This window comes from Priestia sp. YIM B13490 (assembly GCF_042787735.1).
Lineage (GTDB): Bacteria > Bacillota > Bacilli > Bacillales > Bacillaceae_H > Priestia > Priestia megaterium.
In genome coordinates, this window is record NZ_JBHZOT010000004.1 from 265535 (window position 1) to 291288 (window position 25754).

The window sequence follows — 25754 nt, forward strand, 5'->3', positions numbered from 1 at the left end:
AATGTAAACTTTACTTCATAATCCCTTACATGATCTTTTCTATTTTCTTCTTAAATGCTCTAGTTATACCATTTATCTCACATCAAAAAACGCCCGCAGATTTTTCTACGGACGTTTTGATAACTTTTTTATATCGATGTTTTTTCATGCAATTCATCTTTAGCTAGCTGAATTGCTTTTTTTACTTGTTCAAATCCTGTTCCTCCCGCGCTATTGCGGCGATTAACAGCTGTTTTTGGACTTAATACATGATAGATGTCTTCCTCGAATAAATCTGACGCTTCCTTATATTGTTCAAGCGGCAAATCCATTAGGTAGATATTTTTCTGAATACAAACGAGAACCAGTTTCCCAACCACTTCATGTGCTTCACGAAACGGCATACCTTTTGAAGCAAGATAGTCAGCTAACTCCGTTGCATTTGAAAAATCTTGTTTCGTAGCTTTTTCCATAACATTTGTTTTTACTGTCATTGTTTCGATCATGCCAGCAAAAATGGTCAAACATCCTTCAATCGTTGTAACCGTATCGAACATGCCTTCTTTATCTTCTTGCAAGTCTTTGTTGTATGTTAAAGGGGTACCTTTTAACACAGTCAATAGGCTAAATAAATGACCATATACTCGTCCTGTTTTACCACGAATTAACTCCGCCATATCAGGATTTTTCTTTTGAGGCATAATACTGCTGCCCGTTGCGTACGTATCATCCATTTCAATAAATTGAAATTCTTGACTAGACCATAAAATTAACTCTTCACAAAAACGAGATAAATGCATCATTAAAATAGAACTGTTGCTTAAAAACTCTAAAATAAAGTCACGATCGCTGACAGCATCCATACTGTTTTGATAAATCCCATTAAAGCCTAGAAGCTCAGCGCTATAGTGACGATCAATTGGGAATGTTGTACCAGCTAAAGCTCCTGCTCCTAAAGGAGATAAATCAATACGCTTCAGCGATTCCGCATAACGTTCAGCATCGCGCTTGAACATTGAAACATAAGCCATTAAATGATGAGCAAAAGAAACCGGCTGCGCGCGCTGCAAATGTGTGTAGCCTGGAAAAATGGTTTCAACATGCTGATCTGCTTTTGTAAGCAATACATCTTCTAGATTTTCAATCAGACCTACAATTTGCTGAACATGCTTTTTTAAATATAAGTGCATATCTGTAGCAACTTGATCATTACGGCTTCGACCCGTATGAAGCTTCCCTCCAACCGGACCAATTTCATCAATTAATAACTTTTCTAAATTCAAATGAATATCTTCATATTGAGCAGAAAATGTTAATTCTTTCTTCTTAGCTTTTTCAAGCAGTGTTTGAAGGCCTTTTTTAATTTGTGACGCTTCATCTCCAGAAAGAATACTGCATTTCTCAAGCATTGTTACATGTGCTAAACTGCCTTCAATATCTTCTTCTACAAGATGCTGATCAAATGAAATCGACGCACCGAACTCGTCAATCCATTGTTCAGGGCGTTTCGTAAAACGCCCTCCCCAAAGTTTGGTCATACCGTTGTCACCTTCTTTTGATTTACCATGCTGCTCACTTGTGTTGGAAGTCCCCATAATGAGATGAAACCAACTGCTGCATTGTGATCAAACTCATCTTCTTTTGTATATGTTGCAAGTTTTTCATTGTATAAAGAATTAGGAGATTTACGTCCCTCTACGATAGCATGCCCTTTAAATAGTTTTACTCTCACTGTTCCGTTCACATATTGCTGCGTATCTTTCAAGAATGCAAGCAGTGAATTTGTTAATGGAGAGAACCATAAACCTTCATAGATAACTTCTGTTAATTTTTTCTCAATCACTGGTTTGAAGTGCGCTACTTCTTTCACTAATGTTAAATCTTCAAGCTCTTTGTGTGCTTTAATTAATGTCATAGCAGCTGGACACTCATATACTTCACGTGATTTAATTCCCACAAGACGGTTTTCTACATGATCAATACGTCCGACTCCGTGCTTACCTGCAATTTCATTCAATTCTAGAATTAACTGAGCTAGCGTGTAAGATTGACCGTTTAATGATACTGGAACACCTTCAACGAATTCAATTTCTACTACATCCGCTGTGTCCGGAGTGTTTTCAAGAGAAGCCGTTAGGTCATATGCTTCTTCAGGTGGAGCTGCCCAAGGATCTTCAAGAACGCCACACTCGTTACTTCTTCCCCACAAGTTTTGGTCAATTGAAAATGGGCTGTCTAAGTTAATTGGAATTGGAATATTCTTTTCTTTTGCATACTCGATTTCTTCTTCACGAGACCATTTCCAGTCACGAACAGGAGCTAAAACTTCTAAGTGTGGATTTAATGCTTTAATTGATACTTCGAAACGCACTTGGTCATTTCCTTTTCCCGTACATCCATGTGCGACAGCTACTGCATTTTCTTGTTCTGCTACTTCTACAAGCTTTTTAGCGATTAGCGGTCTAGATAGTGCAGATACTAATGGATATTTTCCTTCATATAATGTGTGTGCTTGAAGTGCTGCTAACGCAAATGTATTGGCATATTCTTCTTTTGCATCAATCACATATGATGATACCGCTCCAACTGTTAAGGCTTTTTCTTTAACGAATTTCAAATCTTTTCCTTCGCCTACATCTAAACAGCAAGCTACCACATCGTACCCTTTTTCCTGTAACCATTTAATTGCAACTGATGTATCTAAACCTCCGGAATATGCTAAAACAACTTTTGGATTACTCATTATCTATTCCTCCTACAAATTATATATATATTAATACAACCGTTTTAATTTTTATTCATTTAATCTACTATTACTTTAACAACTTTTTAATCTATTTTCAATAGTTATTCAAAAAAAAGTATATAAATTCACATTTATTTTAATTTAATAGGGTGAAATCTCTTAAAATACTGTAAAAATAGATATGAATGAATATTCCTCCCTTACATACTTTGTATATTTATATGCATAAATCAAGTATACATGATTTATTTTTCACTTACAGTAGCTCTGGCTTTTGTCATTGTATAAAATGGAAGGGAAGAGGTGAAAAAATGGAGCGCTTTTTTACTTATGACAACAGACTCGGTATAAAAATTCCTGCTCTCGAAAGAGAATGGACATTCTATTCTGAAAAAGTTCAGCAGGATATCCTCCTAACATGGGAATCCATTCGGGGGCAGATTCCAGACAAAATTCAATCTTTAGAAAAGAGTATTAATCAAAAACAAGCGGCGTTAGAAGATGAGACTAATTTTATCCGCTCCTGTGAATTAAATAGCGAGATAGGAGAACTTGCTTCTATTATTAATGATTTGTGGATTTGGTATCGAACAAATGAGGAAATATCAAAAAAAGTTCACGGATAGACAAAAAAACGAGTCTCATGAAAAATTAATGAGACTCGTTTTTCTTATCCAGCAAATAGCGGTATTGGTAAAAGCGCTTCGCATAATCTGTCACTTGTTTGGCCATTCGATAATTCATCCCTCCGCCAACCATCATGCTTACAATCGGCAAACGATTATAAACTTTTCGCTTCGCAGCGAATATAGCTAGCGTTTTCCCAATTTGCACAACGATTTTTTGCAGCCACGTTTTATCTACAATTTGATCAACACCTTCATAAAAATACGGGTCAAATTCTTGGCTTAACTCACCCTTTAATTGATGCCACCCCTCAGCCTGAAGGTGTCTAGGTAAGGTTGCTGCATGGAACACTTTTAGCGTTAGCATAAGCTCTGAAGGAGTCTGGATATGATAACCGTAGCTCATTGCTGCCTGTTGCACCGCTTGAATATTCATGCATAAAACAGCAGGTATATCAATACCGACTAGCAGCGATTGTCCGGTTCCTGAAAGTGCTCCTTGACTCAGCGCATACAACCGAAGCTTGGCCATTTGCTGTTCGCATATATAAGAAAGCTGATCTACTTGAAGGGAATTCATTTCTGACAGATCTGTGATATCCTCTTTGAATACACGAGCGGTTTCAATAATTCGTTTTGTCGCTTGAGTTTGCATTTCCGTACCTTGAATTAATGCAGTTAACTGAAAGAGTCCCTCATCAATTTTATGTAAATAGGTCTCACGAACAGAAGCTGGAATTAAATTAAGCCCTTTTTCTAACCACTCTTCGTACAATAACTCCATCTCAGTTGCTTCTACACTCTGTAAGCTCTCTTCCCATTTATAGATTTCTTCTAAAAGCTGTTCTTCGCGATTCGTTAGTATCATCATGTCACCCTTTCAAGAAATAAGTAGTTTTATTTTTATTATAACAAATAATGCATCCGTTACATTTTGCTTCCTATATTATTTCTTTCTTCTATACGTTGTAAACCTTCTTTCAACCGTCAGCTACTTACGCTATATAAAAAAGCTGATTTCCAAACAAGGAAATCAGCTTTTCGTTAGTTTGCCTGACAATTTATGAGAATTCATGCATTGAAGAGGCACTTTATGAACTTAAATATTCGCTAAACGAGTAACGTCACGTGCAATCATAACTTCTTCGTCTGTAGGAATAACCATAACTTTAACTGGAGAATGAGGGTAGCTAATAAATGCTTCTTCTCCTTGTACACTATTTAAAGCTGGATCCCAATAAACGCCCATGAACTCTAAACCGCGCAGAACGCGAGCACGTACAACATCACTGTTTTCTCCAATACCTGCTGTGAAGATGATTGCATCTACACCAGACATACGAGCAGCATAAGAACCGATATATTTATGAATACGGCTAGCAAATACTTCAAGTGCTGTTTCAGCGCGTTCATTGCCTTCAGCGCTTGCTTTGATTAGATCGCGTAGGTCACTAGAAATACCAGATACACCTAAAAGACCACTTTCTTTATTTAATACATTTAATACTTCGTCAGCAGTTTTTCCTGTTTTCTCCATAATAAATGGAATTAATGCAGGGTCAATGTTACCTGAACGAGTTCCCATTGCTACACCAGCTAATGGTGTGAAGCCCATTGATGTATCAATTGACTTGCCGCCTTCAATTGCAGCGATACTTGCACCGTTACCTAAGTGACAAGAAATTAAGCGCAATTGTTCGATCGGACGGCCAAGAAGCTCAGCTGCACGCTCAGAAACATATTTATGAGATGTGCCGTGGAAACCGTATTTACGAACGCCATACTTTTCATAGTACTCGTACGGTAAGCTGTACAAGAATGATTTTTCTGGCATTGTTTGATGGAATGCTGTATCGAAAACTGCTACAGCTGGAACATTTGGAAGAATATCTTGGAACGCTTTAATTCCCACAATGTTTGCTGGGTTGTGAAGCGGTGCTAAATCAGATAAAGCTTCAATTTCCGCTAGTGTTTCATCTGTGATTAAAACAGAATCAGCAAATTTCTCTCCGCCGTGTACTACACGGTGACCTACACCAGTGATTTCATCGTATGATTGAATGATGTTTTGAGAAAGTAACTTTTCAACTAAAATTTTAACTGCAACAGCATGGTCAGGGATTTCTGTAATATCCGTTTGTTTTTCACCATTTACCGAGATCGTGAAAACAGCGTTATCTAAACCAATTCGTTCTACTAAACCTTTTGTTAATACCGTCTCACTTGGCATTTCAAATAATTGAAACTTAAGTGAAGAACTGCCGGCGTTGATTGCCATGATTTTTGACATAAAAAAACAGCTCCTTCTTTATTATACGTGCATCATAAACATAACGAACAGAACATAAAAGTGTAATCTCTACAATATTCTATGCATTTCGACACGATTTCTATCCTTATTCATTTAATCATTCACGACAATAGATTTCAAGAGCTATACATCATGAAAACGCTACCGACAAATATTCATTATTTTCGAAAAAGACTTACTTTTTATTCACTCGGAACCATTGGTCCATTTGAGCCATAATATCACTCATTGCTTCCCGATTGCTGAACTTCGGCAAATTCACAAGCAGCGCGTTTTCAGGTGCTGTTACTCCTTCTCCCTGCTTTTGAAGAACCATAATACTTTTAGCAGCCTGCTCTTGTTTGAACATTGAAAGTGGCAGCTGAATAATCCCTTGCACGATTGCTTCCTCTTTTAAGAGCGGCTGTAATAAATGAGACTGTTCCGATTCAAACAAGTTATTTGGAATAAGAGCCACTACATATCCTCCGTCTTTTACATGACGCAAGCTTTGTTCAATAAATAAGTGATGAGCATAAGTGTGACCTTCTTCAGCTCTTACCTTATACTCTTTTGCCCCTTCGTCGTTTGGATAATAACCAACCGGCAGGTCACAGACAACTAAATCCACAGGATCAATAAAAAGCGGCTGTAAGCTGTCTTGATTGAATAATTGAACGCCGTGCTTCTGTAAATTTGCATTTACATATGTTAATTGAAGTAATAAATCATCCACGTCTACACCGTATACGTGTTCAATTGACGCAGCGTGTGTGTTTAAAATGGTTGTTAATAAATTCCCTGCTCCTACTGCGGGATCTAAAAGCGTATATTTATCTTTTCCTGCCATGAACTTTCCAACTAGATAGCTGACAAATAGTCCTACAGCATCAGGCGTCATTTGGTGGTTAGGCTGAACTGCTTCTTTCATGCCTTTTAAAATAGCCAGCTGATACGCTTTTCGAATCGTTTCTTTTTCAAAATGATCAAGCGTGATTGAATCGTATTCTCTTTTTAAACGTTTTTTAGTTACCTCATCTAGCTCTTTTTGTAAAATAGTTCCTTGAAACAAATTTTCTCCCGTTTCAGCTACTGCTTCTAAATATACGCAGTTTAGTTCTTTTCTTAAAATAATAGCTGTTTGATCAATTACACCAAATAGCTTTTCCATACTAGCTAACTGACTCATATTCTGCCTCCTGTGTAATGAAATAATATCTATATAAATGAGTAAACGTCCTATTTGGAACATCATATTTTATCATAAAAACTTCTTAAAACACAAAGAAGGCGAAAAACATTGTTTTCCGCCTTCTGCCGAACGCCACTGACAATCTTACTTAGCTGTTTTAGCTGCTTCGATTGCTGCTTCGTAGTTCGGATGCTCAGTTACTTCTGGTAAGTACTCAACATACGTTACGTTGTCATTTGAGTCTACCACAAAGATTGAACGAGCTAATAAGCGTAATTCTTGAATAGCTACACCATATGCTTCTCCGAAAGATAAGTCGCGGTGGTCAGATAAAGTTTGAACATTATCAATGCCATTAGCACCACACCAGCGCTTTTGAGCAAACGGTAAATCTACGCTTACTGTTAATACTTTTACGTTATCTAATTTAGCTGCTTCTTCGTTGAAGCGGCGAGTTTGCGCATCACAAACTCCAGTATCAATAGAAGGAACTACACTGATTAGGCGAACAGAACCCTTTGTACTGTCAAGCGTTACTTCTGATAAATCATTTGCTAAAACAGTAAAGTTTGGAGCCTTGTCTCCAACCTTCACTTGATTTCCTAATAATGTTACATCGTTACCTTTAAATTTAGTCACGAATAATTCCTCCTTTAAATAAGTATGTACACTGTTCATATTAGCTTGTCTGTCTCTATATTGCAATTAAATGACATACAAAACATGGCACTCCAAGCTAGAAAACAAACCAAACAAAATAAGCTTTGCTTGCTTCTTTTACTATTCAAAGAAGCAAGCAAAGCTTTATTTTATACTTACAAATTAAAATCGTTTGCACTATCATGATGCTGATTTTGTTGATTATGATGATCCTGCTGATGATTGTTTCGTTTAAACATTTGTTGCAAGCGTTCAATTGCTTGAGGTGCTGTATCTAAAATCTTTTCATATAAATGTGTACTTTCGTTAAGGTGAAGCATTTTAATTCCGCTTCCACTCACAATTAAAAAGGCAATTGGCGTAATTGATACACCGCCACCGCTACCTCCGCCAAATGGATGACCTGATTCTTGCTGATGCTGTCCCGGAGAAGATGGTGCATGCCCTTCTACTCCAAATTCGCTTCCGCCCGCTGCAAAACCAAACCCTACTTTTGAGACAGTTAAAATAACACTGCCATCAGGTGTTTCTACAGGATCACCAATGATTGTATTAACATCAATCATTTCCTTTAAATTTTCCATAGCTGTCGACATTAAACTTTTAATTGGATGTTCTGCCATTAAGATAACCTCCTTATGTTTTCACAGAGTGTGTCTTGTTCTTATTTGACGACTTCCATCTTTTGCGACGCTTTTTGGACGTATGCCGCCAGTATCTCAAGGTCCGTAAACCTACTAGAATAGCTTGACCAACTCGAAAAGAAATTATGCACTCAAATACCGTTTCTGACCAAAGATGTTGAAATACAGGAGTAACGCTCATGACAGGCATATCTTTTAATTTCATATAACGGCTGATTATACCAACTATGCTCCCCTTTGCAGACCATACAGCCCCGGTAAGTACGCCTGTTAACGCAGCGTCACCTAAGCCGAAACGGCTGTGCCATCTAATATCACTTACCGTTACTTTCTGTAAGAAACGACGGAAAATTTTATGAAAACCGACTACCTGTTCAAGAAATTGCTTCGCATTTTCTAACATGCTTAGCCCGTCTTCTACAGAATAATCACTCCATGAATTCTCATTTTCTTTTCCTTGATCACCCATTCCTTTCTTCTTTTCAACAAGCAAACGCGGTGAATCTTTTCTTACTTTCACTACCGGAATTTCATATGTATAGCGAATAAGACCAAACCAAGCCCTGAGTCTCACTCTGTAATAATCGTTATCTCGGACATGGTGAAGATCTACAAACAGCGTAATTTTTGTCCATACAATAAGTACAATAACAATTAAAAGTGCTAGCAATATCCATAAAAGCCATAGCACATCCTTCACTCCTTCTTAGCTTCACATTATCTCCAAAACACAGAATATTAAACCTTATGGAAACAATAAAAAGAGGTTGAGATATAACGAAATGAATCTAATCTCAAGACGAACAAATGGGATACATGAGTTGAACCGCTTGTGACACCGCAGTTGATTGGAGGACAAGGCGAAGACTCCCGCGGAAAGCGAAGTCTTGCACGGAAATCAACTGCTAGAAGAATCTAAACAAATGAAACCTGCGTTTACCATAACAAAAAAAACGAACCACTAATCAAAAGTCTTGATCAGTGGTTCATTTTTTACTTCGTCTAAAATCCTTTTATTCCAGCCCGTTTTTATTATCTGCTGATTGTACCTTCGTGTATGACGGTTGTATCTGCGTAGTAATCGTGTGCTCCTTGCTTCTTAGGTAAAAACGCAACTAATAAATAGCCTAGTAGAAAAACCGTTTTAGAAATATAGCGTCCAACTCCTTCACGAAACAGCACAACAGGCCAAGTTAACGTGGAGTCTTTCAGCGATACTACTTTAAGCCCAAACACCATTTTTCCAAGCGTTTGTCCAAAATACTTGGTCATTAAAACAAAATAACCATAGAAGATAATAACCGTTACAATCGTATAAGGAGAAAAAAATCCATCTTCTCGAGAAATACCTGCTAAATGGAAAATGGGCTTGATCAGCAGAGAGTTCAAGCTAGCTACCACAGCTAGATCTAAAAGATATGCCCAAAAGCGCATCCAAAAGCCTGCATAATGGAATTCACTACCTATTGGCATACTTACCGCTGGCTCATGTTTTATATTGTCGTTTGATTCGGTTGAATGAGACTGATTTTCCATGTTCCCACCTCTATTCTGCATATAAATACATCAGACGCGGAGAGCTTGGCTGCGCAAATGTTTTTAACATTGCAGTGACTTGTTCATCTCCACCTATTACTTTTTGCATACTCATTGAAAGCCAAGAAGGCAGTCCGAATCCTTGATCGTATTGAATTACTTGTGCCCCTTTTAACTTATAATCTTTTTCCATTCCTGTTACCGCATCTTCAAAATAGCCTAGTTGATCGACCAGCTTCAGCTCTTTAGCCTGACGTCCATCGTACACTCGTCCATCTGCGATAGAACGCACTTTTTCTTTAGACAAGTGACGTCCCTCAGAGATAACATTGACGAAACCATCGTACGAGTTGTCTACAAGTGTTTGCATAATTTCTTTTTCTTCTCCGGTCATTTCTCTTGTTGGAGACATAATATCTTTATGAGCCCCGCTTTTAATCACGACAGATTCTACTCCTAGTCTATCAGCCAGCTTGCCGTAGTTAACGCTTTGCATAATTACACCTAGTGAACCTGTTAAAGTGTCCGGGATTGCATAGATTTTGTTAGCCGCTGTTGAAATGTAATAGCCTCCTGAAGCAGCCATTGATCCCATTGAAATATACACTGGCTTTTTCGTTTCTTTCTTCAGCTCTTCAATTTTTTTATGTATTTCAGCACTTTCAACGACGCCGCCGCCCGGTGAATTCACCTTAATAATGACTCCTTTAACTGCCTTATCATTTTTTGCAGCCTCTAGCTGCTTTAAAAATGCTTGGTGGTTATAACCATTTTGGGACATAAGCGGAGAGGAACCGCTTCCTGTATCTTGAATCGTTCCATTGACCTCTAGCACTGCAATTTTCTTAGCTGCATCCCCTTTTTCGATAACTGTTTCTGATAGTTCACTGTCGTCTCCTCCAAATATGCCTGCCAGACCGTCATCTTTTTCTTCTTTGACTGAAAAACCAATATTAACAATCGCAGAAAAAATGAATAAGCAGGCTGCAATTAAAAGAGCAATCCACCTTTTTTTGTTCATGAAAATCCTCCTTTTTAGGTGTCAGAATTAAAAGATTATTCTTTTAATTCTTAAAGCAATAATGCTATAATTATTGTAACAAACTTTTTTTAAAAAGTTTACTTTATCGCTAATATTTTACATATCAGACAAACAAGGGGGAACTATCTATGCCAAATCGTCGCAACGTTTATTTCTTTCATCCAAAAAACCAGGAAACAAAGGCGCTTGTAAGTCCACTTATTGAACTTGCAAAACAATATGACTTTCAAGTAGTAGATCATTTCGACAGCGCTAACATCATTGTAAGTATTGGCGGTGACGGAGCTTTCTTACAGGCTGTCCGTCAATCTGGCTTTCGAGATGACTGCTTATATGCTGGTGTCACAACTTCAGATCAACTAAGCTTTTACTGCGATTTTCATATCGATGAAACGGATAAAATGATTGAAGCTATTACGACAGAAAATATAGAAGTACGTCGATTTCCCGTTTTACAAACTCAAATTGATCAAGGAACTTCTTTTTATTGCTTAAATGAATGTTCGATTCGATCAGGTGTTATAAAAACACTCAGTCTAGATGTTTTTATTAATGAAAATCACTTTGAAACATTCCGTGGGGATGGGATGATTATTTCAACACCAACAGGCAGTACGGCTTATAATAAATCGGTAAGTGGAGCCGTAGTTGATCCGTTAATTCCTTGTATGCAAGTCAGCGAATTGGCATCGCTAAATAATAATAACTATCGTACATTAGGATCTTCATTCATCCTAAGCGCTGAGCATACGCTCACTTTAAAACTATCCAATGACAACAACCACAGTCCAATTATTGGAATAGATAACGAAGCATTAAATGCACGCCAAGTTGATCAAGTTCAAATTCGTTTAAGCGACCGTCAAATTAAAACGGTTAAACTGAAAGATAACTCTTTCTGGCAACGAGTTAAGCGTACATTTCTATAATAAAAAGCGCCCTTGGGCGCTTTTTATTTTTGATATACAATTTCTCCATTAATAGCAGTCATCTGCACCTGTACCCCTGGAATATCATCTGCAGGTATCTCAAACAGATCTCTTTCTAATACGGTAAAATCAGCTACATAGTCCTTTTGAATATATCCTTTTTTGTCCTCTTGATGAATGGCCTGCGCACTTCCTAAAGTAAACAGCTGAACAGCTTCAAATACTGTAAGTCGCTCAGACGGTATGTAAACGACCGAGCTATTTGGAGAAGTTTTTCTAGAAACTGCTGCATGAATTGTTAACATGGGATTGATAGGTTCAATAGGCGCATCCGATCCGCCTGCACACATAACGCCCTCGTCCAATAACGTTTTCCACGCATAGCAATAGTCCAAATGCTCTTCTCCAATTTTTTCAATGACCCATGGAAAATCACTGGCTAAAAACCGAGGCTGGATATCCAATACAACCGGGAGCTTTTTTACACGCTCAACTAAATCTTTTCGTAGAATTTGCGCATGAATAATACGATCTCTTTGCCCTGTTTGAGGAGGATATTGTTCGATGCTTTCTACTACATATTGAAACGCTAAATCACCAATCGCATGAATTGCAACCGTCATGCCTAATTCTCTTGCTTTTCTCACTAGCTGTTTTAATTCATCGAGTGATTGAATAGCTACACCTCTTGTAGATGGGTCGCTTTTGTATGGAAAGCTTAAAAGAGCAGATTGACTGCCGAGAGAACCATCAGCAAAAATCTTCATTGGCCCTATTTCAATAAAAGCGGATGTGTCTTTCTTTTCTTCAACATATGTATACATATCATCTACAGCTTCATGATGAACAAGTAAATGAGCACGAAACAGCTGCTTTTCTTTATGAATAACGTCTTGAAATGCTTGATATGTACGCAAAAAGCCTCCATAATAATTTAAATCTTCCGTATGTCCACCCGTCAATCCGTGCTGAACACAATCTTTAATAGCTACTGAAAGAGCTTGTCGAATGTATGCTTCCGATACTTGAGGAATATGAGCCGTTACTAATTCTTGCGCTTGATCAGCCAAAAAACCGGTAGGATTTCCCGCTTCATCCCTCTGGATAATACCTCCTTCCGGGTCCCATGTTTCAGCTGTAATCCCGGCTATTTTAAGAGCAGTCCCGTTTACTACTAATCCGTGACGACAGACTCGCTTCAACATAATAGGATGTTCTGTTGAAAGTTGATCAAGATCTTGATACTGAATCAAAGAGGAATCTTCCCACTGATTTTCATCCCAACCTTCTCCAATTACCCATTCTCCTTTTGGTGTACTCTCTACTTTTTGCCGAACGCGCATCAGCACATCTTCCCTAGAAGTAGCTTGAGACAAATCAAGCCTAATGAGCTTTTCACCATGACCAATTAAGTGAAGATGGCTATCTACAAAGCCCGGATACATTGAATATCCTTTGAGGTGTACTTCTTTGTCAATCTCAGCACCCCATTTGATTCTTAGATTTTCTTCTGCGCCTATATCTTCAATGAATCCTTTTTCAACATATACGCTTTCTACATGCTCATCTTCTTTTAGCATCGTATATATTTTGCCTCCGTAAAATAAAGTCCCCATCGCCAACATCTCCTTTACTTTATAAAGCTTGATCTTGTCTCTATTATACGTGACAAAACAAACCAGACAAAAGAGTGAGGTTTCCCCCACTCTTTTTAGCCATCATTATTTAGTTAATATGACTTATTTACCACCAAGTTGTTGCTCAGCCATTTGAACTAAGCGTTTAGTGATTTCTCCACCAACAGATCCGTTAGCGCGAGCTGTTGCTTCTGGTCCAAGATTTACACCGAATTCAGAAGCGATTTCGTATTTCATTTGGTCGATAGCAGCTGCTGAACCAGGAGCTACTAATTTGTTTGTGTTTGCCATGTGTTTTCACCTCCTTGTTGAATATAGATTGTGTCAAAACACATGGCATCATACATTATTTTTTTGGTAATTTTATGAAATTTAACTTTTAAAACAAATCTTCTACGCTGTCTGCGGTATTTGTAGCCGAAGAAGCTGTCATCTCAAGCGTTTCTACATTATTTACCGCTTCTTGAATTAATGTTTCAAAATCATAAAATTGTTCGTATCGATTTATTTTTTCACGCTTTGGCTTCGTTTTTGGTGAGCTTGGGGTAAAAATTGTACAGCAGTCTTCATACGGTCGATTCGAAATTTCATGTGTATCAATTTTGCGGGCAATTTCAACAATCTCCGTTTTATCCATTGTTACAAGCGGACGCAAAATTGGCGTATTAGTCACTTCATTAATCGCATACATGCTCTCAACCGTTTGACTAGCTACCTGCCCTAAGCTATCGCCAGTTACGATAGCTAACGATTCATTTTTTTCACGAATAAGGTCCGTAATTCGAAGCATCATACGACGTGTAGAGGTCATGGTATAATTCTCTGGAATTTGCTTTTGAATCGCTTGCTGTACAGCTGTAAACGGTACAATATGCAGCTTTACTTTTTCGTGATAAGCCGTTAGTTTTTGCGTTAAATCGATGACTTTTTGCTTAGAACGTTCACTTGTAAAAGGCGGACTATAAAAATGAACCGCTTCTATTTCTAAACCGCGCTTCATAGCTAAGTATCCTGCAACCGGGCTGTCGATTCCTCCAGAAAGCATCAGCATCGCTTTTCCACTCGTACCAACTGGAAGACCTCCTGCTCCGCGATAATCAAAACATGTAATATACGTTGCTTCACTTCTCACTTCTACTCGTACATTTACGCTTGGTTCTTTTACGTTTACCTTTAGATGCTCTGTATTTCGTAGAATATGACTTCCTACTTCATAATTTAATTCGTTTGTATCAAGAGGAAATTGTTTATACGCTCTTCGAGTAGATACTTTGAATGTTTTTCCTTCTACATCAAATTCTTTCATTGCTTCTAACGCTGCTTCTTGAATCGCTTCAAGCTCATTTTCAACTTTTAATGCTAAACTAAAGCTTTGAATACCAAAGATTTGCTGAAGACGTTCGATAATAGGCTCGTGATTTTCACCGTTTAAGTGAATATACATGCGGTCTCTTGTGTATTTTACGTGAATATTTTGGAATGCACTAAGAGCCGTTACAATATTTTTTCTTAGCTGGGCAACAAATTTTTTTCTATTTTGTCCTTTGGTTGAGATTTCTCCGTACCGAATTAAAATATGGTTATATATCATAATCATTTACCTCATTACTTTCTTTAGATCTTCAATTACTGTGAAAATAGCATTTACAATAGGCGTTACTTCATTATAATCATTTAAGCCTGACAAGCTTAATCGAATGGACTGATCGGCTTCTTCGTAATTTTTACCGATAGCTAAAAGCGTTTTGCTTGGCTTTTTTCGCTTTGATGAGCAAGCAGATGTAGTGGATACAAACACTCCTTTTTCTTCAAGAGCGTGAACAAAAACCTCACCTTTAATACCTTGTGCTGTAAAATTTATAATATGGGGTGCCGAATGCTCATTCGGCGTATTAATCGTGATTCTTTCGTGAGCAGAAAGGTTGTCCATCAGTTCTGCTTTTATTTTCCGCATTTTTTGCTGATTTTGAGCAGCATGTTCAAGTGTTAAACGAAGTGCTTTAGCAAATGCTACGATTCCCGGCACATTTTCCGTGCCTGATCGATACTGCATTTCCTGAGAGCCTCCGCTAAGCAGTGGATGAAGCTGAACTCCATTTCGTTTATATAAAATTCCCGTCCCTTTTAAGCCGTGAATTTTGTGTCCTGATAATGTGCATAAATCAATTTTATGATCCGCTAAAGAAAGCGGAACTTTTCCAATTCCCTGCACATGATCGACATGAAAAAGCACCTTTGAATAGTTCGTCAGCATATGTCCAATTTCTTCAATTGGCTGAATGGTGCCAATCTCATTATTTACATGCATAACAGATACTAAAATGGTTTCATCTGTAATAGCTGATTCAATAGCCGCAGGTGATACAAATCCACTGGAATCTACCGGAACATACGTAACGTTAAATCCTAGGGCTTCTAACTGCTTGAATGGTTCATGAACAGAATCATGTTCAATATTTGTCGTAATGATATGCTGACCTCGGCTTTTATATCGCATCGCTACGCCTTTAATAGCCAAATTATTCCCTTCCGTTCCTCCCGATGTAAAGATAATTTCATTTGACGATACGTGCAGCAATTCTGCTACTTGCTCACGCGAGCGGCTCAACAAATTCTCCGCCTGTACGCCAAACTGATGGAGGGAGGATGGATTGCCATAATAAGTTGTAGCTACTTTAGTAAAAGATTGTATGACTTCGTTATAGGGTTTTGTTGTAGCGCTATTATCTAAATAAATCAAGGATGCGCGCCCCCTTCTTCATTTTTTCGGAACAACGTATTATCATAACATACCTTGATACTTTTTTAAATTAGGTTTTGCCTTAGTAATCATAACAAGGATAGACGATCTTTTCAAAGCTATTTGCCACTTTATAAGCAAGGTCTCCCCTTGCTTATCCTAACAGTTGCTGCCGTATTTATAGACTATACCATTAGCATTGAAAGAGATACGAGATAGTATGCAAAGAAAAGCGTCATAAAAAAGCTCGTGTCCTTTGGACACGAGCTTTTTAACTCTGTGAAGATACAATACGCTGTATACGATCCAGCGCACCAGGATCTACTTGCTCAATAGCTGCAGATGCCTGTTTTAATGCTTCTTTGTATTCGTAATGACGAAATGCTTCTTCTGCTTCTTCTAAAGACTGTGCAATCGAGTGATGAGTACTTCTATAGCGGTTACCGTATTGAATCACTCTTTCAACGAGTCGCGCTTCTTCTAACATTGCCTCTGTTTCATCAAATGTATCCTGAACAAAACCAACAGCATCTTCAAGTAAAGATTGAACAGCTTGAATATTAAGCGGTTTTTCTTTCAGCTTAGCGGTTACTTCATTTAAGATATGAACCGTTTTTTCAAGCTGCACTTTATATTCTTCAGGAACACCAGGAAGGTTGCTTTTTTGAATAAGGCGTCGTGCTTCAATCAACTGAGATTTCAGTTCTTCTATTTTGTCCTTAGCTGAGAGCTCATCTTTGCGAAGAGCTTGTAGCATATCGCTATAGGATTCCTGAGATTCTTTTAATTGGTTAAGCTGTTTGGAAACGTCTTCGAGTTCTTCTTGGATCACACTGTAGGCTAAATTGTGCTCCGCCACCTTGTCCGAAATATTATAGTACAAGTTAGTCAATCGTTTTAGTTCGCGGTCCATTTTATAATATACGTCTAAATCGCGCTCTTTAAAATGATAGCTTTGCTGTACAAATAGCGTTTCTTCACGAAGTTCACGGTTTCGTTCTTGAAGCATACGAAGGAAGTTAGATACCGTATGAGATTCACGGTTCATTTTATGATAGGAGAAAACCTCATGCTCAAGTGAGTCATATAACTGCTCTAAGCGTTCGTTCACATCATCTAGTTTTGTAATCGCTTCTTCCACATATAATTCTTCAATATCTGCAATAATTTCAGCAGTTTCTTGTTTTAAAAGCTCTACCGTTTCTTCTACTTGCAGATGATCTAACACATATCCCTGCTCACTCATTTCGCGGAACCCGTCAAGCAGTTCATTGAACTGAACAGGAAGAGTGGTCTGACACTCAACTAACACTTTTGGAATTTGTTCTAAATACGAATCAATAGCTGTTAAATCAGTTTTTAATTGAAGAACAATCTCACGTGCTTGAAGATAGTTTCCGTTAATCGTCTCTTCCTCGTATTTTTTAAACTGCTCTTTAGACGTATTAATTGCGTATTCTAACGTTTTTTCAGCATTTCCATAGGAATACCGATGTGCGAGCAATTTTTTCTTCACATGGCGGTGAAGCTGATTTAATTCCTCAATATCATATCGATTATCTTGTTCGCTACCAATTAAATTTTGAAGTTCAGTAAGTATGTTTTCAATATCTATCTTGGTTTGTTCTAAGGCTTGATCAATATGTATAGATAACTGCTTCGCTTTTTTAAATCGGTATTTATCCGCTGCTTCTTCCGTTTCAAACAGTTCTTTATCAATTTTCGGGAGATTAGTTGATATAATTTCATCCCACTGCTCACGCCAACGTTCAAATAGCTCTTCAGTTTGACCTGTCATGTTCAATTCTTTTACTTTTGAAATTTCCTCTGCAACTGGCGTATTTGCTAATTCGACTTTGATCGTTTCCAGGCGATCAATTTCTTGATAAATCTTTTTACGTGAAAACATTCCGTACACAACTAATCCGATAATAAGTATGATTAGTGCTATAATGAATTCCATACTAAGCCCCCTTACAGTGCGTTCTACATGACAAGTTTCTTATTTATAAAAAGGGTGAATTTAATCCTTTAAATTTTTTTGCGTCAATGTTTTTATGATACCATGTAAAGTCCAACTTTTGAGCAAAAAATTAAATTTTTTTATACAAAATATTGGCATGGAGTCACTTTGTGTCGTTACAATGGAAAAAGAAGAAAAAAGGAGGCATTTTTTATGAAAGTTGACAAACATATTCATACTCCATTTTGCCCACACGGTTCACCTGATTCATTGCAACAATATGTTGAACAGGCGATTTCCCTGAACTTTTGCGAGATTTCGTTTACAGAGCATGCTCCATTACCAAAAAGCTTCAGTGATCCGACGCCTGATCGCGACAGCGGAATGGATCCTGACAAACTTGATCGCTACATTCAAAACGTACAGCAAGTTAAAAAAGAATTTGAGCGCGATATTCGTATTAATATCGGATTGGAAGTTGACTTTATTGAAGGATTTGAACACCAAACAACAGATTTCTTAAACGAATATGGTCCTTATCTCGATGACAGCATACTTTCTGTCCACTTCTTAAAACATGAAGAAGGATATGACTGCCTAGATTTTAGCGCTGACGTATTTGCACATATTGTACAGAAGTTTGGCAGCGTAAGCAAAGTATATGATAAGTATTACAACACGGTATTACGCTCTGTACAGGCCAATTTAGGCGTTTATAAGCCTAAGCGCATTGGTCATATGACGCTTGTACATAAATTTCAAACTCGCTTTCCATATGAAGACACACTTTCCCCTATTATTTTAGCAATACTCGATGAAATAAAAATGAAAGATCTGGCTTTGGATTATAATGGTGCAGGGTTGTTTAAGCCTTTGTGCAAGGAAGCGTATCCAGCTCCCTTTGTCGTAAAAGCAGCCCAACAGAAAAAAATCCCTCTCGTATATGGGTCAGACGCCCACTGTGCGAAGGATTTAGGCCAAGGCTATGGAGAGCTCCATTTAGGATAATTGAACGCGCAGTTTGTTTGTCCGTTCATATGGTAAACATACCGTTGTGTGCACCCATTGCTCAAGCTCAATCGCATATTGCTGAACAAAATACGGTTCGTGAGGCAATATATGAAGAACTTCACTTAGATACTGAGGATGAAGATAAGGCATAGACAGCATGCCCTTAAGCTCAATGATTGTAAAGGAAACGTGCAGCTTTCGAAATTCCTTTTCTTTCATCCCTCTTTCAAGGATTGTTTTTAAGTAGTATTTTTCCTTGGTTAAATACGTAGTCATAACTTCTCGAATTAAAATCGTGTCAAGAGAGATTTCTCTATATACGAGCCGGGCAATATGCCTATTTTCGTGCTGGTAATGTAAGATAGCTCGAATCATCACGATCATACTTTCTGTTGAAGACAGCTTTTTCATTTCTTGGAATGCTTGCTCCAGTACCGCAATATAACCTTCAAAATAAGAAATCACTAAACTTTCAAGCAATCCTTCTTTGCTATGAAAATAATATGAAATATTCGCTACGTTCACTTTCGCTTTTCCTGCAATCTCGCGCACCGACGTACCATCAAAACCTTTTACGTTAAAAAGAGAAACAGCCGCATCAATAATTTTCTCTTTCGTTTTTGACTGTACAGCCATCTATCTACACCTCATTTCGATTTATTTTTACAAAACACATATGATTGCAAAATTGTGTAGAAATCGTTACAGTATTTAAAAAGGATTTTAGTAGCCTCTCTACATAATTCGTGATAGGCTTTTTAGTTCCTGTAATCTTTTATCGACAAAGTAGCGTTAAAACTGACGTTTCCTGATAAAAACTCATTAAATCTTATGTTGAATGGAGGAGAATACATTGTTTAATGTCGAAAACTACAGCGGCTCAAAACAAAAGGATTATGAATTAGTAATTAAGCAATTACGCGCCTTATTAGAAGGAGAAAGCAATGCCATTGCTAATCTAGCAAATGCTTCAGCTTTACTAAATCAATTTTTAAATGAAGTAAACTGGGTAGGTTTTTATTTAATGGAAGACGGCGAGTTAGTACTCGGTCCTTTCCAGGGGCTGCCGGCTTGTGTTCGAATTCCACTTGGAAAAGGCGTATGCGGTACAGCAGCTCAAAATCAAAGAACAGAGCGAATTGAAGATGTTCATGCATTCCCTGGCCACATTGCATGTGATGCTGCTTCTCAATCTGAAATCGTTGTGCCAATGGTAAAAGACGGTAAACTTTTAGGTGTTCTTGATATTGACAGTCCAATCAAGAATCGCTTTGATGAAATCGATCAACAGTATCTTGAAGAATTCGTGAAAGAACTCACTTCTTTTCTTTGAATATGAATAAGCAAAAAAACCGCTGCGAATCAGCGGTTTTTGCTTATTAAACAAACGTTTGATTAGCCCATCACCACCGTTTTCTTACGTTCTTTCTTCTCCTTTCATACTTCAAATGAATATATCCTTTCTTTTACATTCTTTTAATCTTCAATCTTCCTTGACTTTATACGAGGAAACACCTATAATACTCGTTGTGTGAAATATTGCAGCTTATACAATCTTCTTTATGTTTTTTCATTTTGTTCCTCATTAAAAGATTGTTTTACAGAAGTAGCAATCCTTTTAACAAGATGGTGTATCGTGTAACTCTCTGCTGCTAGAGCGATGGTACATGAAAACAAAATGAGCATATCGCTAGAATGTGTCTGTTTTTGTTTTGCATAAAATAAAAACACAAACAAGGAGGAGTCATCATGGCTCGTTATACAGGTCCAAGTTGGAAAATCTCTCGTCGCTTAGGTCTTTCTCTAAGTGGTACAGGTAAAGAATTAGAAAAACGCCCTTACGCTCCAGGTCCACACGGCCCAGGTCAACGTAAGAAAATTTCTGAGTACGGTTTACAATTACAAGAAAAGCAAAAATTACGCCACATGTATGGTGTAACTGAGCGTCAATTCCGTAACTTATTCGTTGCTGCTGGTAAATTAACTGGTAAGCACGGTGAGAACTTCATGATTCTTTTAGAAGCTCGTCTTGATAACTTAGTATACCGTATGGGTCTTGCACGCACTCGTCGTCAAGCTCGTCAATTAGTTAACCACGGTCACGTTTTAGTTGACGGTAAACGCGTTGACATCCCATCTTACCGTGTACAACCTGGTCAAGTGATCGGTGTTCGCGAAAAATCTCGCAACCTTTCAATCGTGAAAGAAGCGCTTGAAGTTAACAACTTCGTACCAGACTACTTAACAGTAGACGCTGAGAAATTAGAAGGTACATTCACTCGCTTACCAGAGCGTTCTGAATTATCTGCTGAAATCAACGAAGCACTAATCGTAGAGTTCTACTCTCGTTAATAGTAAAAAGCCGTTCCTTATGGAGCGGCTTTTTTGCTATCTATATAAAAAAAAGGCCTTTCGGCCTTTTTTTTATGCGTATTGAATAAGCGTATATTTTTTCTTGCCTCGACGAATCACTGTGAATTGACCTTCAATACGGTCTTCTGCACCTACTGTTTTTTGTAAATCTTGTTCACGCTCACCATTTAAGTAAATCGCACCGTTTGAAATATCTTCACGTGCTTGACGTTTAGAAGGAGAAATTTTACTTTCTACAAGTAAATCAATTAAACCAATATCTTCACCTGTATGCGTGTAAGAAGGAACATCCTTGAATCCTTGCTTAATTTCTTCTGCTGTTAACTCTGAAATACTTCCGCTAAATAAAGCTTGCGAAATACGAATTGCTTGCTCAAGAGCTTCTTCACCGTGTACAAGCGTAGTCATCGCTGCCGCTAGTGCTTTTTGTGCTTCGCGTTTTTCAGGAGCTTCTTTTGCAGAAGCTGCTAATTCATTAATTTCCTCGTGTGATAAGAATGTAAAGTATTTTAAATATTTTATAACATCACGATCATCTGTATTAATCCAGAATTGGTAGAATTCATATGGACTTGTTTTTTCAGGGTCTAACCAAATTGCTCCGCCTTCTGTTTTACCGAACTTCGTCCCGTCCGCTTTTGTTACAAGCGGAACTGTTAATCCAAATGCTTTTGCATCTTCTTCTGATTTACGAATTAATTCTAAGCCAGCTGTAATATTTCCCCATTGGTCGCTGCCGCCAATTTGAAGCTTACAGTTATATGTTTGGTATAAATTCAAGAAATCGTATGATTGTAAAATCATGTAGCTAAATTCCGTAAATGAAATGCCTGATTCGATACGAGATTGAACAGAATCCTTTGCCATCATATAGTTAATACCAAAGTTTTTACCGATATCTCGTAGGAATGTAATAACATCTAATGAGCCAATCCAGTCATAGTTATTTGCAATAACTGCTGCATTTTCACCTTCTTCGAAATCTAAGAAGCGTGAAAGCTGACCTTTAATACGCTCACTAAACATGGCAACCGTTTCTTTTTCATTTAATGTACGCTCTGCTTTTTTACCGCTTGGATCTCCAATAAGACCCGTACCTCCACCAACTAATGCAATTGGTTGGTGTCCAGCTTGTTGAAAGCGACGTAAAATTAAAACAGGAAGCATGTGGCCGATGTGAAGGCTGTCGGCTGTCGGATCGAATCCACAGTATAAACGAACAGACTCTTTACTCAAAAGTTCACTTAAACCTTTTTCATCCGTTTGTTGGTTAATGAGCCCTCGAAACTCAAGATCTTGTAAAATATCCATGTTATATATTCTCTCCTTTATCTAATTGCTCGTTACAATTTGTTGAACAACATAAAAAACGCCCCTTCTTAAAAAAGAAGGGACGAAAATATCGCGGTACCACCCTATTTGGAAATAAATTATTTCCCACTTAAATGATGTAACGGTCTACCCGTCTTTTGCTACTGTAAGTTCACAAAAGATGCTCAAGGACGTATTTCATATTTGTCTATGTACTGATTTTCAGCAACCATCAGCTCTCTTAAACAGGGAGACAAGTATTACTTCTTCCTATCACTGCAGTTTATTTTATTTAAAAGTTTACACCCCACAATTATGAATGATTTCATTTTAAAATTCAAGTCCAAAAAAAAGTTCAAACAGCTGGCTGTTTGAACTTTATAAAAATCACTTATTTTCCCTACAAAGATTGAAACATTTACTCCTTAGTCTTCCATCGTTGACAAATCGCCCGTTGGCAAATCTAATTCCCACGCTTTTAAAACGCGACGCATAATTTTACCACTTCGTGTTTTAGGTAGCTTATCTTTAAACTCGATTTCACGCGGGGCTGCATGAGCAGCTAACCCTTTTTTCACAAATTGACGAATATCTTCAATCAGTTCATCTGAAGATTCATACCCATCTCTAAGTGCGATAAATGCTTTAATAATTTCCCCACGCACAGGGTCAGGCTTACCAATAACACCCGCTTCTGCTACAGCAGGGTGTTCAACAAGCTTACTTTCTACTTCAAATGGACCCACGCGTTCTCCTGCCGTCATAATAACATCATCGATTCGGCCTTGGAACCAAAAATAACCGTCTTCATCCATATACGCCGAATCACCTGATACGTACCAATCACCTGGCATAAAATATGACTCATACTTTTCTTTGTTGTTCCAAATCGTATGCATCATAGATGGCCAGCCTTTTTTAATTGCTAAGTTACCCATTCGATAAGGTGGAAGCTCTTGTCCTTGATCGTCAACGATTGCTGCTTGTACACCTGGAATTGGTTTCCCCATAGATCCTGGCTTAATTTTCATAGACGGATAATTACAAATCGTCTGACCGCCAGTTTCAGTCATCCACCATGTATCATGAATACGTTTTTGGAACACCTTCATTCCCCAGCGTACCACTTCAGGATTTAACGGTTCTCCCACACTTAATACATGTCTGAGATTGCTTAAATCATAGCGTTTAACTAAGTCATCACCAGCACCCATTAGCATACGAAAAGCTGTAGGTGCACTGTACCAAACCGTTACGCCAAAATCTTCAAGTGCTTGATACCATGCATCTGGACTAAATCGTCCTCCCACAATCACATTGGTTGCTCCAGCAAGCCAAGGACCAAAAATCCCATAGGAAGTCCCCGTTACCCAACCGGGATCTGCTGTACACCAATACACATCGTCATCTTTTAAGTCGAGTACCCACTTTGCAGTTTGATAGTGCTGAAGCATTGCGTTGTGAACATGAAGCACCCCTTTTGGTTTGCCAGTTGAACCTGATGTATAATGAAGCAGCATACCATCTGTTCTATCTACCCACTCAATTTCCACCTCTTTATTCGCCGCTTCTAATCGCTTCAGAAAATCTAGTTGAATGCCTTCTTCTTCTACATTTTCCCCTACCAGGAGAATGTGTTTTAAAGCTGGCAAATCTTTCACCGGAACGCGGCTCAGCAGTTCAGGCGTCGTAATTAACACTTTTGCATCACTGTCTTGCAAACGATCTTTTACTGCACCTTCCATGAACGCTTCAAATAAAGGCCCAACAATAGCACCAAGCTTCACCGCTCCTAACAATGCAAAATAAAGTTCCGGAGAGCGAGGCATAAAGATAAACACGCGATCTCCTTTTTCTACATCTGCTTGTTTTAGCACGTTTGCGGCTTTGTTTGACCATTCTTTCATTTCTTTGAATGTATATTTTTCATTGCGCTGCGCGTCTCGATAATAAAGCGCAACTTTATTTTTACGCGTAGAGTTTGCGTGCTTATCAATTGCTTCATAAGCTGCATTTAGTTTACCTGTTTCATGCCATGAAAATTCCTTCTCCACTTGTGACCAGTCAAAGGTTTGATACGTTTTATCATAGTCCTGTAAGTTGTATACCCCTTCAATTACAGGAAGCGCTTCCACCTTCATCACAAACTCCCCCTTATGTATAAAATTTACAAACCTATTATATAACAAAAATAGACTTTTCACAATTTTATAAAAATTATTTGTCGGAATTGGGATAATAGTCTCCCTTGTTATATGACAACCTCTGTTATAGAAGTGTCGAATGAACAAGAATCTCTTTTAATTTTTTATTCTATGTATTCTAAAAAACTCCTTTTCTTTTATTTAATTTTTTGAAAACGCTTTAATATAAAGTTTTTTTTGTATTATAATACAGATAAGACTGCTTGAAGGTGGTGATTCATGTGAAACATTCCCAAACATACAATATGAAAGAACTAAAAACCGCTGTTGGAGCAATTGTTATTGAAGGACCTGTTTCCTCCCAGACCTTGCAACAACTTGATTTTCATGAGCAACTAACAGCCTTTCGTCCACCTGAACAGCAAAAAGAAGCATTGATCGAGATTGCCAACTTGCCTGAAGGTAGAATCATTGTTGCTCGCCATCATCATACAATCATTGGTTATGTAACCTTTTTATATCCCGATCCTCTAGAACGATGGTCGGAAGGAAATATGGAGAATTTAATCGAATTAGGAGCTATAGAGGTAGCCGCTCCATTTCGCAGCTACGCTGTTGGTAAAAACTTGCTTATCGTATCTATGATGGATGATGCAATGGAAGATTATATTGTCATTACGACAGAATACTACTGGCATTGGGATTTAAAAGGAACAGGGCTAAATGTGTGGGATTACCGCAAAATTATGGAGAAAATGATGAATAAAGGCGGACTGACGTGGTTTGCCACAGATGATCCGGAGATTAGCTCCCACCCTGCTAATTGTTTGATGGTAAGAATCGGGAGCAGAGTACCTCAAGAAAGCATACAAGAATTTGATAGCCTGCGCTTTCGAAATCGCTTTATGTATTAAGCCGACCTTTAAGAAAA

The 25754-nt window shown here is 38.0% G+C and carries 24 protein-coding genes and 1 other annotated feature; of the genes, 6 read left to right on the forward strand and 18 right to left on the reverse strand.

The annotated features are described in order from the left end of the window. Nucleotides 1-128 precede the first annotated feature (128 nt). Nucleotides 129-1517 (reverse strand): argininosuccinate lyase, encoded by a 1389-nt coding sequence (gene argH, locus ACFX4R_RS15695; RefSeq protein ID WP_013059464.1) that lies wholly within the window; start codon nucleotides 1515-1517, stop codon nucleotides 129-131. Then, nucleotides 1514-2722: an argininosuccinate synthase gene (locus ACFX4R_RS15700; protein WP_013059465.1), complete on the reverse strand. Its 1209-nt coding sequence runs from the start codon at nucleotides 2720-2722 to the stop codon at nucleotides 1514-1516. The genes argH and ACFX4R_RS15700 overlap by 4 nt, the downstream gene beginning before the upstream one ends. Before the next feature lie 314 nt (nucleotides 2723-3036). Between ACFX4R_RS15700 and ACFX4R_RS15705 the strand changes: the two genes are divergently transcribed. After that, entirely contained in the window at nucleotides 3037-3351 is a 315-nt protein-coding gene (locus tag ACFX4R_RS15705) for a hypothetical protein (protein WP_029319996.1), read from the forward strand. Nucleotides 3352-3376: 25 nt separating this feature from the next. Here ACFX4R_RS15705 and ACFX4R_RS15710 read toward each other — a convergent pair whose 3' ends face one another. The 8 genes from ACFX4R_RS15710 to sppA all read right to left on the reverse strand — a co-directional run bounded on the left by ACFX4R_RS15710 (nucleotide 3377) and on the right by sppA (nucleotide 10694). Next, entirely contained in the window at nucleotides 3377-4219 is an 843-nt protein-coding gene (locus ACFX4R_RS15710) for an EcsC family protein (RefSeq protein WP_013085209.1), read from the reverse strand. A 231-nt stretch (nucleotides 4220-4450) separates the two neighbouring features. Next, on the reverse strand, nucleotides 4451-5641 hold the full coding sequence (locus ACFX4R_RS15715) for an acetate kinase (protein WP_013059468.1): 1191 nt from the start codon (nucleotides 5639-5641) through the stop codon (nucleotides 4451-4453). A gap of 196 nt (nucleotides 5642-5837) precedes the next feature. Continuing rightward, entirely contained in the window at nucleotides 5838-6830 is a 993-nt protein-coding gene (locus tag ACFX4R_RS15720; RefSeq protein WP_377569914.1) for a class I SAM-dependent methyltransferase, read from the reverse strand. 147 nt (nucleotides 6831-6977) lie between these two features. Then, on the reverse strand, nucleotides 6978-7472 hold the full coding sequence (gene tpx, locus ACFX4R_RS15725) for a thiol peroxidase (RefSeq protein WP_013059470.1): 495 nt from the start codon (nucleotides 7470-7472) through the stop codon (nucleotides 6978-6980). A 176-nt stretch (nucleotides 7473-7648) separates the two neighbouring features. After that, nucleotides 7649-8116, reverse strand: a complete 468-nt coding sequence (gene ytfJ / locus ACFX4R_RS15730) for a GerW family sporulation protein (RefSeq protein ID WP_162215025.1) — start codon at nucleotides 8114-8116, stop codon at nucleotides 7649-7651. 13 nt (nucleotides 8117-8129) lie between these two features. Beyond that, nucleotides 8130-8828 (reverse strand): DUF2953 domain-containing protein, encoded by a 699-nt coding sequence (locus ACFX4R_RS15735; RefSeq protein ID WP_280560419.1) that lies wholly within the window; start codon nucleotides 8826-8828, stop codon nucleotides 8130-8132. Nucleotides 8829-9169: 341 nt separating this feature from the next. Continuing rightward, on the reverse strand, nucleotides 9170-9673 hold the full coding sequence (locus tag ACFX4R_RS15740) for an RDD family protein (protein ID WP_377569916.1): 504 nt from the start codon (nucleotides 9671-9673) through the stop codon (nucleotides 9170-9172). A gap of 10 nt (nucleotides 9674-9683) precedes the next feature. Then, nucleotides 9684-10694: a signal peptide peptidase SppA gene (gene sppA / locus ACFX4R_RS15745; protein ID WP_377569918.1), complete on the reverse strand. Its 1011-nt coding sequence runs from the start codon at nucleotides 10692-10694 to the stop codon at nucleotides 9684-9686. 149 nt (nucleotides 10695-10843) lie between these two features. On the opposite strand from sppA, the gene ACFX4R_RS15750 reads away from it, so the two are divergent. Continuing rightward, on the forward strand, nucleotides 10844-11644 hold the full coding sequence (locus tag ACFX4R_RS15750; protein WP_013059475.1) for an NAD kinase: 801 nt from the start codon (nucleotides 10844-10846) through the stop codon (nucleotides 11642-11644). A gap of 23 nt (nucleotides 11645-11667) precedes the next feature. Here the strand turns inward: ACFX4R_RS15750 and ACFX4R_RS15755 are convergent, their stop codons facing one another. The 5 genes from ACFX4R_RS15755 to ezrA form a co-directional block, all read right to left on the reverse strand. Next, nucleotides 11668-13260 carry an amidohydrolase gene (locus ACFX4R_RS15755; protein ID WP_237074105.1) on the reverse strand — a complete coding sequence of 531 codons (1593 nt, stop codon included), beginning with the start codon at nucleotides 13258-13260 and terminating at the stop codon, nucleotides 11668-11670. A 123-nt stretch (nucleotides 13261-13383) separates the two neighbouring features. Beyond that, entirely contained in the window at nucleotides 13384-13572 is a 189-nt protein-coding gene (locus ACFX4R_RS15760) for an alpha/beta-type small acid-soluble spore protein (protein WP_013059477.1), read from the reverse strand. An 88-nt stretch (nucleotides 13573-13660) separates the two neighbouring features. Then, nucleotides 13661-14872, reverse strand: coding sequence for a tRNA uracil 4-sulfurtransferase ThiI (gene thiI / locus ACFX4R_RS15765; RefSeq protein ID WP_162215028.1), 1212 nt, complete (start codon nucleotides 14870-14872; stop codon nucleotides 13661-13663). Nucleotides 14873-14878: 6 nt separating this feature from the next. Further along, nucleotides 14879-16021, reverse strand: coding sequence for a cysteine desulfurase family protein (locus ACFX4R_RS15770; protein ID WP_043975970.1), 1143 nt, complete (start codon nucleotides 16019-16021; stop codon nucleotides 14879-14881). A 271-nt stretch (nucleotides 16022-16292) separates the two neighbouring features. Beyond that, a complete protein-coding gene (ezrA, locus tag ACFX4R_RS15775) occupies nucleotides 16293-17984 on the reverse strand; it encodes a septation ring formation regulator EzrA (protein ID WP_013059480.1) in 1692 nt (563 codons plus the stop codon). A 213-nt stretch (nucleotides 17985-18197) separates the two neighbouring features. On the opposite strand from ezrA, the gene hisJ reads away from it, so the two are divergent. Then, nucleotides 18198-18992 (forward strand): histidinol-phosphatase HisJ, encoded by a 795-nt coding sequence (gene hisJ, locus ACFX4R_RS15780; RefSeq protein ID WP_043975968.1) that lies wholly within the window; start codon nucleotides 18198-18200, stop codon nucleotides 18990-18992. On the opposite strand, the gene refZ is transcribed toward hisJ, so the two are convergent. Next, entirely contained in the window at nucleotides 18984-19631 is a 648-nt protein-coding gene (gene refZ, locus ACFX4R_RS15785) for a forespore capture DNA-binding protein RefZ (protein ID WP_013085219.1), read from the reverse strand. The genes hisJ and refZ overlap by 9 nt on opposite strands. 217 nt (nucleotides 19632-19848) lie before the next feature. Between refZ and ACFX4R_RS15790 the strand changes: the two genes are divergently transcribed. Together ACFX4R_RS15790 and rpsD are read left to right on the forward strand one after the other, a co-directional pair. Then, entirely contained in the window at nucleotides 19849-20328 is a 480-nt protein-coding gene (locus ACFX4R_RS15790) for a GAF domain-containing protein (protein WP_043975966.1), read from the forward strand. Between the two features lie 416 nt (nucleotides 20329-20744). After that, entirely contained in the window at nucleotides 20745-21347 is a 603-nt protein-coding gene (rpsD, locus tag ACFX4R_RS15795) for a 30S ribosomal protein S4 (protein WP_013059485.1), read from the forward strand. A gap of 72 nt (nucleotides 21348-21419) precedes the next feature. On the opposite strand, the gene tyrS is transcribed toward rpsD, so the two are convergent. Together tyrS and acsA are read right to left on the reverse strand one after the other, a co-directional pair. Next, a complete protein-coding gene (tyrS, locus tag ACFX4R_RS15800; RefSeq protein WP_013085222.1) occupies nucleotides 21420-22679 on the reverse strand; it encodes a tyrosine--tRNA ligase in 1260 nt (419 codons plus the stop codon). A 75-nt stretch (nucleotides 22680-22754) separates the two neighbouring features. Beyond that, nucleotides 22755-22965, reverse strand: a binding site (T-box leader). A 139-nt stretch (nucleotides 22966-23104) separates the two neighbouring features. Next, nucleotides 23105-24820 carry an acetate--CoA ligase gene (acsA, locus tag ACFX4R_RS15805; protein WP_043975961.1) on the reverse strand — a complete coding sequence of 572 codons (1716 nt, stop codon included), beginning with the start codon at nucleotides 24818-24820 and terminating at the stop codon, nucleotides 23105-23107. A 284-nt stretch (nucleotides 24821-25104) separates the two neighbouring features. On the opposite strand from acsA, the gene ACFX4R_RS15810 reads away from it, so the two are divergent. Next, nucleotides 25105-25737: an N-acetyltransferase gene (locus ACFX4R_RS15810; protein WP_162215031.1), complete on the forward strand. Its 633-nt coding sequence runs from the start codon at nucleotides 25105-25107 to the stop codon at nucleotides 25735-25737. The last annotated feature ends 17 nt before the right edge of the window (nucleotides 25738-25754 follow it).

What these genes read in the sequence shown, in the direction of transcription:
- ACFX4R_RS15740 (WP_377569916.1), bottom strand. Translation starts at nt 9,673, where the DNA reads ATGGAAAATCAGTCTCATTCAACCGAATCAAACGACAATATAAAACAT.
- ACFX4R_RS15705 (WP_029319996.1), top strand. Translation starts at nt 3,037, where the DNA reads ATGGAGCGCTTTTTTACTTATGACAACAGACTCGGTATAAAAATTCCT.
- hisJ (WP_043975968.1), top strand. Translation starts at nt 18,198, where the DNA reads ATGAAAGTTGACAAACATATTCATACTCCATTTTGCCCACACGGTTCA.
- sppA (WP_377569918.1), bottom strand. Translation starts at nt 10,694, where the DNA reads ATGAACAAAAAAAGGTGGATTGCTCTTTTAATTGCAGCCTGCTTATTC.
- thiI (WP_162215028.1), bottom strand. Translation starts at nt 14,872, where the DNA reads ATGATATATAACCATATTTTAATTCGGTACGGAGAAATCTCAACCAAA.
- tyrS (WP_013085222.1), bottom strand. Translation starts at nt 22,679, where the DNA reads ATGGATATTTTACAAGATCTTGAGTTTCGAGGGCTCATTAACCAACAA.
- ACFX4R_RS15710 (WP_013085209.1), bottom strand. Translation starts at nt 4,219, where the DNA reads ATGATACTAACGAATCGCGAAGAACAGCTTTTAGAAGAAATCTATAAA.
- ACFX4R_RS15720 (WP_377569914.1), bottom strand. Translation starts at nt 6,830, where the DNA reads ATGAGTCAGTTAGCTAGTATGGAAAAGCTATTTGGTGTAATTGATCAA.
- ACFX4R_RS15700 (WP_013059465.1), bottom strand. Translation starts at nt 2,722, where the DNA reads ATGAGTAATCCAAAAGTTGTTTTAGCATATTCCGGAGGTTTAGATACA.
- rpsD (WP_013059485.1), top strand. Translation starts at nt 20,745, where the DNA reads ATGGCTCGTTATACAGGTCCAAGTTGGAAAATCTCTCGTCGCTTAGGT.
- acsA (WP_043975961.1), bottom strand. Translation starts at nt 24,820, where the DNA reads ATGAAGGTGGAAGCGCTTCCTGTAATTGAAGGGGTATACAACTTACAG.
- ACFX4R_RS15715 (WP_013059468.1), bottom strand. Translation starts at nt 5,641, where the DNA reads ATGTCAAAAATCATGGCAATCAACGCCGGCAGTTCTTCACTTAAGTTT.
- ytfJ (WP_162215025.1), bottom strand. Translation starts at nt 8,116, where the DNA reads ATGGCAGAACATCCAATTAAAAGTTTAATGTCGACAGCTATGGAAAAT.
- refZ (WP_013085219.1), bottom strand. Translation starts at nt 19,631, where the DNA reads ATGGCTGTACAGTCAAAAACGAAAGAGAAAATTATTGATGCGGCTGTT.
- argH (WP_013059464.1), bottom strand. Translation starts at nt 1,517, where the DNA reads ATGACCAAACTTTGGGGAGGGCGTTTTACGAAACGCCCTGAACAATGG.
- ezrA (WP_013059480.1), bottom strand. Translation starts at nt 17,984, where the DNA reads ATGGAATTCATTATAGCACTAATCATACTTATTATCGGATTAGTTGTG.
- ACFX4R_RS15750 (WP_013059475.1), top strand. Translation starts at nt 10,844, where the DNA reads ATGCCAAATCGTCGCAACGTTTATTTCTTTCATCCAAAAAACCAGGAA.
- ACFX4R_RS15760 (WP_013059477.1), bottom strand. Translation starts at nt 13,572, where the DNA reads ATGGCAAACACAAACAAATTAGTAGCTCCTGGTTCAGCAGCTGCTATC.
- ACFX4R_RS15755 (WP_237074105.1), bottom strand. Translation starts at nt 13,260, where the DNA reads ATGGGGACTTTATTTTACGGAGGCAAAATATATACGATGCTAAAAGAA.